The organism is Candidatus Hydrothermales bacterium, from assembly GCA_039630235.1.
GTDB lineage: Bacteria > Hydrothermota > Hydrothermia > Hydrothermales > JAJRUZ01 > JBCNVI01.
In genome coordinates, this window is sequence record JBCNVI010000002.1 from 1 (window position 1) to 2667 (window position 2667).

At 37.4% G+C, this 2667-nt stretch carries 2 protein-coding genes and 1 rRNA gene; 2 read left to right on the plus strand and 1 reads right to left on the minus strand.

What is annotated here, in order from left to right; all coding sequences use genetic code 11:
- Nucleotides 1-947, minus strand: a 23S ribosomal RNA gene (locus ABDH49_02425); the annotation flags it as partial.
- Nucleotides 948-1508: 561 nt separating this feature from the next.
- On the opposite strand from ABDH49_02425, the gene ABDH49_02430 reads away from it, so the two are divergent.
- A complete protein-coding gene (locus ABDH49_02430) occupies nt 1509-2225 on the plus strand; it encodes a hypothetical protein (protein MEN3045834.1) in 717 nt (238 codons plus the stop codon).
- A gap of 179 nt (nt 2226-2404) precedes the next feature.
- Nucleotides 2405-2667, plus strand: a 263-nt coding sequence (locus tag ABDH49_02435) for a hypothetical protein (GenBank protein ID MEN3045835.1), incomplete at its 3' end; no start/stop codon positions are given.

A 2667-nucleotide genomic window follows, 5' to 3' on the forward strand; every position in this document is an offset into this window, starting at 1 on the left:
GAGCTATCACCGGGTTCGTTTAGCTTTTCACTCCTACCCACAGGTCATCCGAGGACTTTTCAACGTCCACCGGTTCGGGCCTCCACTCTCTGTTAAGAGAGCTTCACCCTGCCCATGGGTAGATCACCCGGCTTCGCGTCTGTACCCACTGACTCAAAGCGCCCTCTTCGGACTCGGTTTCCCTCCGGCTTCCCCCGCTTTACCGGGGTTAACCTCGCCAGTGAGTACAACTCCCGGGCTCATTACGCAAAAGGCACGCCGTCAGGCCAGAAGGGACCCGTCGTCCTGGCATACACCAGGACAAAAGGCACCCCCTCCTAGCCCTCCGACTGATTGTAGGTGTCTGGTTTCAGGTTCTATTTCACTCCCCTCACCGGGGTTCTTTTCACCTTTCCCTCACGGTACTTAGTTCACTATCGGTAGTCGGGACGTATTTAGCCTTGGAGGGTGGTCCCCCCTGATTCCCACAGGGTTCCACGTGCCCCGTGGTACTTGGGGACATAGTCCAGAGAGCCCTTTCCCTTTCGTCTACGGGGCTATCACCCTCTGTGGCTCCCCTTTCCAGAGGATTCGACTAGGGAAAGGGTTTGTAACTCTCCGACCCATCCGTGGCTGGGTCCGACTATGCCCCACAACCCCGGTCTGACCAACACCCACGGGCTTTTACAGCCAGACCGGTTTAGGCTCTTCCCCGTTCGCTCGCCGCTACTAAGGGAATCTCATTTTGATTTCTTTTCCTCTGGGTACTGAGATGTTTCACTTCCCCAGGTTCACCTCCCCTGAAATCATTCAGGGGATAGCTCTGGTTTACCAGAGCTGGGTTTCCCCATTCGGGCATCCTGGGATCAAAGGCTGCTTGCGCCTCCCCCAGGCTTTTCGCAGCTTGCCACGCCCTTCATCGCCGCCCGACTCCTAGGCATCCACCAGACACCCTTAGTACCTTCACACTCCCTTTCCTCCCCAACCTAATTTTCAAATAGGATTGAAGTGCATTATATTATACAATCTTAATTCAAATTTGTCAAGTCCCTATCTTTCTTTCAAGATAAAGCCGAGAAAAACTTACTCTTAAAAATCTTGCTATACAAATCAAAGCACTTTTGAAAAATAAAAAAATGCGTCAATAAAATAAATATCTGATAGGATATGTTTAATTTGAAATTTGCCGAATTTTTAATTTTAAATTTGACTCTTTATTTTGCAATTTTTAAATTTTTCTATTTTTTTAAAAAATTAGTTTTGTAGATAGGTTAATAATTAGTTTTTTAGTCCATTTAACTACTATTTTTGGAATGTATGGACTTCTCGGTTTTTTTCATCTTTATGAATGGAAAGTAGTTACAATTTCGATAATTGTTCTATCATTATTTTTTTCTACTTTTAAGATTTATTTTTGTATATCCTCCACAGGGGTTGGATACATATATCTATCACTTACCAATTGCGTCGAGAATTGTTATTGAAAAGGATTTCCTTCTCCTGCTTTTATGGATCTAGATATTTTGCATATGTATTTTCCAAAAAATGGAGAAATTCTCTTTTCTTATTATTTTATATTTACAGGTACTGATAAAGGGATACTTATAGTTCATTTTCCTTTTTTAATTTTTGGAGTTCTTTCTTCCTATTCTATTTTGAGAAAATTAAATATATCAAAAGAAAAGTCCCTTTATATATTTTCTATTCTTTCAATTCCTATTATTCCCAACATTACAGGATGTGCCCATGTAGATATTGAAACTGCCTCCATCTTTCTTATTTTTCTAAATCTTTTATTATTAAAATTTCTTTTTAATATAGTGTTTCCTTTGCTTTCACTTTCAATAGGTGCAGGAACAAAATTGAGTTTTTTGCCAATATTTGGGCTTTTCCTGTTATTATTGTTATTAGTGCTTTTTTTATCTTTCGCTACTTCTTTTCATCATTATATTTATAACTTTTGTCTTACAGGAAATCCTCTTTATCCATATATTATAAAAATTTTTGGCTTAGAGATATTTAAGGGAAAAGTGGAGGTACCTAAATGTTTGGATTTACCAGTTTTTACATATGATCCCCTTATTATTTTTAAATGTCTCGCAGAACTTTGGCATTTTGATTCTAACGACTTTTATACTTATGATAATCGAGATGGAGGATTTGGGCATTTTTTTATTTCTCTTGGGGTTATTCCTTTTTTGATTTCAATTTTCTTATCAGTTAAAAATAGAGAAAAAATTTTTTAAAAATAATTTTCCATACATTTTTATTTTTCCTTACTAGTCCGTACAGATGGTGGCCAAGGTTTCATATTTATTTACCTTCTGTTGCGTTTATAGGGACAATATATTTATGGGAAAGATGGAACCAAAAGAATTTAAAGAGTTTAATAACTTTATTTGCAATTTTTTCTTTTATGGAAGGGATGCATTACAGACTTATTCTTTCTCCTTTTTCCAACTTAAATTCTTATGAAGAAAATAGTTTTGAATTAACTCATACCTCACCTGAGTTAATAAGGAGTTATTTAAATCTCGGTTTTTATTTAAAGGAAAATGATAAAATAGGGGTATGGAAACTTTATGGTCCTCCAAAAGGATTATTAGGTTTAATATTAAGGAACAATTTTCTAATTCATTTAGAAAAGGTGGAAAGTGAAGAAAAATTGAAATATTATGATAAGATTCT